The organism is Amaricoccus macauensis (assembly GCF_049800915.1).
GTDB lineage: Bacteria > Pseudomonadota > Alphaproteobacteria > Rhodobacterales > Rhodobacteraceae > Amaricoccus > Amaricoccus macauensis_A.
Window position 1 is genome coordinate 296,273 of sequence record NZ_JBNAFY010000006.1, and the last position, 6,447, is coordinate 302,719.

6 protein-coding genes are annotated in these 6,447 nt (G+C 55.3%); 3 read left to right on the plus strand and 3 right to left on the minus strand.

Translation table 11 applies throughout. From position 1 onward, the window contains the following. Together ACP15W_RS16625 and ACP15W_RS16630 are read right to left on the minus strand one after the other, a co-directional pair. On the minus strand, positions 1 to 930 hold the full coding sequence (locus ACP15W_RS16625; protein ID WP_424934040.1) for a sugar-binding transcriptional regulator: 930 nt from the start codon (positions 928 to 930) through the stop codon (positions 1 to 3). 127 nt (positions 931 to 1,057) lie between these two features. After that, on the minus strand, positions 1,058 to 2,098 hold the full coding sequence (locus ACP15W_RS16630) for a LacI family DNA-binding transcriptional regulator (RefSeq protein ID WP_424934041.1): 1,041 nt from the start codon (positions 2,096 to 2,098) through the stop codon (positions 1,058 to 1,060). Positions 2,099 to 2,779: 681 nt separating this feature from the next. Here ACP15W_RS16630 and ACP15W_RS16635 point away from each other — a divergent pair. The 3 genes from ACP15W_RS16635 to ACP15W_RS16645 are packed head-to-tail and all read left to right on the plus strand — an operon-like array spanning position 2,780 to position 5,498. Continuing rightward, complete coding sequence (locus ACP15W_RS16635) at positions 2,780 to 3,751, plus strand: ABC transporter substrate-binding protein (RefSeq protein ID WP_424934042.1); 972 nt, start codon at positions 2,780 to 2,782, stop codon at positions 3,749 to 3,751. A gap of 11 nt (positions 3,752 to 3,762) precedes the next feature. Beyond that, a complete protein-coding gene (locus ACP15W_RS16640) occupies positions 3,763 to 4,761 on the plus strand; it encodes an ABC transporter permease (protein ID WP_424934043.1) in 999 nt (332 codons plus the stop codon). Beyond that, entirely contained in the window at positions 4,758 to 5,498 is a 741-nt protein-coding gene (locus ACP15W_RS16645; protein ID WP_424934044.1) for an ATP-binding cassette domain-containing protein, read from the plus strand. The genes ACP15W_RS16640 and ACP15W_RS16645 overlap by 4 nt, the downstream gene beginning before the upstream one ends. Before the next feature lie 97 nt (positions 5,499 to 5,595). Here the strand turns inward: ACP15W_RS16645 and ACP15W_RS16650 are convergent. Then, positions 5,596 to 6,447: putative Ig domain-containing protein (locus tag ACP15W_RS16650; RefSeq protein WP_424934045.1), on the minus strand; the 852-nt coding region annotated here is incomplete at its 5' end.

Below are 6,447 nucleotides of genomic sequence, written 5' to 3' on the forward strand. Positions count from 1 at the left end.
CTAGTTGTCGTGCTCGTGTAGTCTTTCGAGGATCAGGCTCGCGGTTCGCGTATCTGTCACCAAGGCATTGATCATACGGGAGCGAGCAGCACCGATGATGGCACCAACCTTCTCCGGTCCCATGGCGACACCGATTGAAAACGGAATGCGTGCAAGTTCGGCACGGCTGATCGCCACCAACCGGTCAGGATTGGGCCAGTGGACGGGGCTTCCGTTGGAATCGAAATAGTGCCGCACGACATCTCCTACTGTTCTATCGGCTTCATCTGCCGAAAAACCGATATCGATACCGCCCCGCCCGGGTTGAAAATGTCCAACTCCCAGGATTGCCGCATCCACCCGCGCCCACAGTTCAGTCAATCGAGCCGTTTCCGGATCGCGTGAAAGGACGTTATGCATCTCGGGTGTCACGACGGATGGCGCATAGAGAAAACGTGGTTCACCACCCATTTGCTCGGCAGCCGTTCTTACGAACTCGTTGATCTGGAAATGAGACGCCGTTTCATGCATTCCCCCGGTGGTCGGGACGACCAGAACATTTGGTATCTTGGGTAGTTCGGCAGCGATAACCGCCTGGACGGTTCGCCCCCAGCCTACGGCAATGACCGAGCCGGGCCTCAGCTTTGCTTCAAGCAACAATGATCCAACTTCGGAGCTGAATCCTGCGGCGCGCCCGCCCTCGACGACGCGGACTTCTTTCAGACCCAGTACTTCCCGGAGTTTCTCACCCAAAGTGTCGATTTCATCGAGGTCGACAACCTGTATTCGAACAATACCCTCTTCACGAGCGAGACCGAGTAGCCGAGATACGCTCGCAGTGGAAATCTCCATCCGTCGGGAAACTTCGACCTGTGACAGCCCTTCGGAGTAGTGAAGTTTCGCTGCAGTATGCATCATTCGGCGATTGAGCAGCTTGCCGGTCTTTCTCATGATCTGCACTCGGAGAAACAACTTTCAGAAATATTATCTCTGACAGACAGGTGTGTTGCTTGCAATGCGTGTGTTGCGTTTTCCTGCGACGCTCTCGGGTTGGTCCGTTTGTCGATAATCTGACACTTTAAACCGAATCTCTAAGGACGAGCCTCGCGGGAATGCGTCGGGTAATCGGCGGATCGCTCATACTGCGCGGTTCGGCCATGCGGCGGAACAGGATTTGCAGAGCCTCACGAGCGATCCGAGTTACGTTCTGTTCGACGGTAGTCAGGCCCGGATGCAAGAAGCGTGTGAGGACGTCATTGTCATGTCCTGCAATCCGGAAATTGGCGACCTTGCCAGCCGGAAACAAACCGAATTCGTGCGCGGCCTTGAGCGCGCCCATCGCACATCGATCGTTTGCGCAAAGAAGCGTAGCTTGAGTATAGCGTCCTGCGGCAAAGTGTCCGCACATCAATTCATAGCCGAAACTCTCGAAATTCCAGTCAACGGAAGCGTTGCTGATGTCCAGAATCTCTGGTTTCAGGCCTAGGCGCGTCATGGAATCACGGTAGGCCTTCGTCCTTTCAACCGGGCTCAAATTGACCTCAGGCATTGGCAGAAACACCGGCTGGTGCCCCGAGCGCACGAGGTAGTCAACCATAAGGCGGACGCTCTGATCATTGTCGTTTCCGACAAAATCGAAGTCCTCTACGTTTCCCAGAGCCGGTGAATCGATCAGAACGACCGGGAGATGCGCCTCGGCTCGACGCAACATCGTCGTGTCGGATGCTTCTCCGAGTGGCGAGATTATGATTCCATCCGCGTTCATAGATCTCAGTGTCTCGATGGCCGAAACTTCCCGCTGAGGATCATTGTGCGAATTCTGCGCAATGATCCGATAATCACTTTCGGCTGCGGCGAGCTCGATTGCGTTGACCATATTGGTCTGAAAGATGTCGTTAAGATGCGGAATGACCACTCCGATGAGCTTCGTCCGCTTTCGGTTCAGGTTCATCGCGAAGAAATTCGGCACATAATCGACGGCCGCAAGACGTTGTTCGATCTTAGCGCGCGTCCTATCGCGAACACTGGACGGGTCTTGGAAATATCGGGAAAGGGTTGGGCGAGAGACATCAATCTCGCGGGAGAGTTCCTCCATCGTGCGAATGATTTTTTTTGTCATTCTTTTCCTACATTTTGGCCGCAACAGGCTAGCCGTCGCGACACCCCCCAGAACATCGAGTGAAAGACTCCTCGATCCTACGTTCATAAAGATTTGCGACGACAGTGAAAGTCTGTGTGGGGCAGATTGTACGTTGCGACCCCGCATCCCCTGCGAATCTTATAGCAGCGAATGTGGGATGCTTGCCTGATCGACATATCTGCGGTTGAATATTTACGTGAGTAAATCTTCTTGTAGTGTCCCACGATGTTGAAATTTGACGCTCTCGGCAATGCCGCGTTGTGGCATAGTTCGCATATGCATCATGTCGAAACATTTTTCTTTACGTGTGTATTCTCAGATGTAAGTCTCTCGTCACTAAAAGTGGCAAGGCGCCGTTTCGCGTATCGCCGAAGTTCCTGAAGCTGATCTACGAGGCAGACTACGGAATTGTGGCGTACAGTCATTGTGGCGGACGCAGGATAGCGTTGGTTGTCCAGGGCAATCGGGAGGCAAAACGGGATCTTTGGGCAGCCGCTCAACGAGAAAAGAAATATCTTTCTGATATTTTATTCTTGATGGGAGGCGGCTATCTCGGCAATCTGTCACCGTACGAGCTTCGGTTCTCGATTCGTCACGCCTGCTTTGCAGGCGTAGAAATAAGGCTTCGAATGGGGCCATCTACCAAAGGGAGGAAAGACAATGAGAAATTTAATCCGATCTGCTGCAGTGGCTGCGGCGCTAGGTGCTGCAAGCATCTCACATGCACAGGAAGATCTTACGATCACTCTGGTACCAGGTCTCACCACTGACGCGTTCTATATCACCATGAACCGTGGGGCGCAGGCAGCTGCAGAAGCTCTCGGTATCACCGTTGATTTCCAGGGCGCCGAAGAATTCGATCCGGTTCTGCAAACACCCGTGCTCGATGCCGTGATCGGACGAGGCCCTGACGCAATACTGATCGCGCCCACCGACAGTACCCAGATGATCGAACCGCTTCGGCGAGCTTCGGAGGCTGGCATTCCCGTGATAACGGTAGACACCTTTATCGATGACGGAAAATACCAGGACGGGTCCGGCGATGGGGATTTTCCGCTCTCGTACATTGCCTCTGACAATGTCGGCGGCGGGCGAATGGCTGCTCGCTACATGGCTGACGAAATAGGTGGCCAAGGGAAGGTCTACGTTTCAAACGTGCGGCCTGGCATTTCCACGACCGATCAGCGGGAAGAAGGTTTCAAAGCCGAAATGGCCGAGAACTTTCCAGAGGTGGAAGTTCTGGAAACGCAGTACAATGAGAATGACGCGTCTCTAGCGGCTTCCCAATTTCAAGCCGTTCTGGCGCGCAATCCCGACGTTGCCGGCGTTTTTGGCGCAAACCTCTTCTCTGCGCTGGGTGCCGGGAATGGTGTGGAAAGTGCCAACAAAGCCGAAGATGTGACGGTAATCGCTTTTGATGCGCCAACTTCCATAGTGAACAACATCTCCAGCGGACTGGTCGATGCGGCAATCGCACAGCATCCGGCAGAGATCGGCTATTTCGGTGTCATGACAGCATATGCGGTGCTCACGGGCCAGTCAGTGCCGACGTCAATCGGAACCGGCTTCACAGTGATTGATGCTTCGAATGTCGATGACGAGAGCATCGCAAAGTTCATCTATTCAGAATGAAGATGGACGAAATGAAGAACAAGACTGGGGCCTCATTCGTGAGGTCCCTGCTCAACGCCTGGTCGTGGCTCTTTCTGATCCTCATCCTTGGCTTTTTCGAGATATACGCGCAAACGCAAACGGGAAACACATTCCTCTTTCGCGTATACAATCTGCAATCGATTTCAATTGCGGCTTCACAGATCTTGCTCCTTGCACTCGGTCTGACGCTTGTGATTGTCGCCGGGCATATCGACCTCTCGATCGCGTTCAGTACGGGCTTTGCCGCCGTGGTTATGGCGTTGATCATCCGGGCCGCAGGTGATGACGCGCATTGGCTCGTAGTACTGCTGGCCATGGGTGCCGGGATTTCCGCTGCGGCCTTTGTAGGGCTGGTCAATGGTTGGCTTGTTGCCCTCCTGAATGTGCCAAGTTTCATCGGAACGCTTGGTACTTACGGAATCGCACGCGGGGCTGCGCTCATCGTCGCCGGCGGTGCGACCGTCTCGATACGAAACGATTTCGCCAGGAGTTTCGGCAATGGGAACGTCCTTGGTTTTCCAATTCCGCTTGTAACAGCAGCCATTCTGGCACTGGTCTGCCACTATGTTCTCAAGCACACGAAATTCGGCGCTCACACCTACGCGCTTGGGGCGAACCGCGCCTCCGTCGAACGCGCGGGCGTAGACGTGAAGAAGCATCTAATCCAGCTCTTCGTTTTCTCAGCAGTAACCGCAGGAATTGGGGGCATCATCTACACGAGCCGCTTCTCTGCCGGAGCTGCGAATGCCGGTGAGCCGATCCTGCTTTATGCGGTGGCAGCGGTCTTCATCGGAGGGGCTTCGCTGACCGGGGGGCAGGGCACTATCGCTGGCACGGTCATTGGCGCTTTCATCATCGCGGTAATCCAGTTCGGTCTGGTTTTCTGCGGGTTGCCTCCCTATTGGCAGTTCGTCGCTGTCGGGCTTGTCATCATCGTGGCGGTTCTTGTCGATCAGTCAAAGGATCGGATCGTTGGAGGCAGGGCATGAGTGCGCTTCTGAAGGTTGAGGGGCTCAAAAAGCGTTTCGGCGGGAACGAGGCGGTGAGCGATGTCACGTTCGAGGTAAACGCGGGTGAATGCGTTGTACTCGCGGGCGACAATGGCGCAGGCAAATCCACGGTCATCAAGATGATCTCAGGGGTATACCAACCGACTGCTGGCAGGGTTTACCTCAAGGACGAACTTCTTACCGGTAAAACGCCAGAAGCCGTGCGCACTGCAGGTATTGAGACAATATACCAGGATCTTGCCCTTGCAGACAATCTGGACCCCGGGCTTAATCTCTATCTGGGTCGAGAGCGCACCCGAAAGTTCATGGGTCTGCCTTTTCTCGATCGCAAGACAATGCGAGACGATGCCGTCAAGGTGATGAAAAGCCTCGGCATTGTCGTTCCAGATCCCGCTGCACCCGTTCGGGAGATGTCGGGAGGTCAGCGACAGGCCATCGCAATTGCACGGGCGATTCATTGGGAAGCCGGTCTCGTTATTATGGATGAACCGACTGCGGCGCTTGGTGTTCCCGAGCAGCGTGAGGTTATGGCCCTGATCGAGCGACTGAAGAAACAGGGTGTCGGGATCATTCTGATTTCGCACAACCTGCCGGACATTTTTGCGGCTGCGGACAGGATCATCGTCTTGGCCAGAGGGGTGGTGGCCGGGACGCGACGGCCCTCGGAGACCAACGACGAAGAAATTGTTCGGATGATGATGGGGGCAACGCTCTGAAGAGTGCGCTAAGTTCCATTTGCCCGGAATTATAAAGCGAACGGGCGCCCATAGCCTACGGGCGCCCGAACGATGCGCTGGCTAAAGGTTCATCCAGCTAGATGAGCGCTCCGGCACCGCTATCCGGCACTGTCCAGCGGAAGAAGGCCTCGTTGTCGGCATAGTATTGGTCGCTCCAGATCCACTCGCCATTGGTGTCGGATGGCAACGCTCCTCCGGTGCCGCCCGTGCCAGCCAGACGGCCGGTCGCTGCAGTGCCGTAGGTCGATGCGGCATCCCAGCCGCTGTCATCGAAGCCAGATTGCGTCCAGGCCGTACCGGTGAGGCCGGTTTCGACTAACCAGTCAGAACCTGAATCGTAGCGCGTGCCGTCTGCCATTTCGATATCGACGAAGATCTCCCCGGCCCCGCCCGTATCGATACCTTCGATGGCGATCAGGTCGCCTTCGGCCAGATCTGCATCGAAAGTGAAAGTCTGGGCCCAGTTGGACCCAGAAAAGATCGAAGTGCCATTGACATAGAAGGTGAACGCATTGTCCGCGCGAACGTTCACGGTCGCCAATGAGCCATTGGTCAGTTCGTCTTCCTCCACAGACAGGATGAATTCGTCGCTTACGCTGCCACCATTCCCATCGTCTGCGGTTACGACGATAGAAAGATCGGTCGAGACTTCGGGCGTTCCAGTGAATGTTTGTGAGGTGGTGTCAAAATTCAGCCAGCTGGGAAGCGCATTGCCGTTCGACAAGGTGGCGTTGAACGAAAGAGCATCCCCATCCGGGTCCGAGAATGTGCTGGTTGGAACAGCGAAAGAGAAGGCCTCATCAACCGTCGCCGTCTGATCCGCGATCGGAGTGCCGACGACAGGTTCGACATTGCCACCGCCGCCTGTGTCGCCCGGCACTGTCCAGCGGAAGAAGGCCTCGTTGTCGGCATAGTATTGGTCGCTCCA

Bases quoted from the DNA above. Each gene is read 5' to 3' on its own strand.
- ACP15W_RS16625 (WP_424934040.1), bottom strand. From the start codon at position 930: ATGAGAAAGACCGGCAAGCTGCTCAATCGCCGAATGATGCATACTGCA.
- ACP15W_RS16630 (WP_424934041.1), bottom strand. From the start codon at position 2,098: ATGACAAAAAAAATCATTCGCACGATGGAGGAACTCTCCCGCGAGATT.
- ACP15W_RS16635 (WP_424934042.1), top strand. From the start codon at position 2,780: ATGAGAAATTTAATCCGATCTGCTGCAGTGGCTGCGGCGCTAGGTGCT.
- ACP15W_RS16640 (WP_424934043.1), top strand. From the start codon at position 3,763: ATGAAGAACAAGACTGGGGCCTCATTCGTGAGGTCCCTGCTCAACGCC.
- ACP15W_RS16645 (WP_424934044.1), top strand. From the start codon at position 4,758: ATGAGTGCGCTTCTGAAGGTTGAGGGGCTCAAAAAGCGTTTCGGCGGG.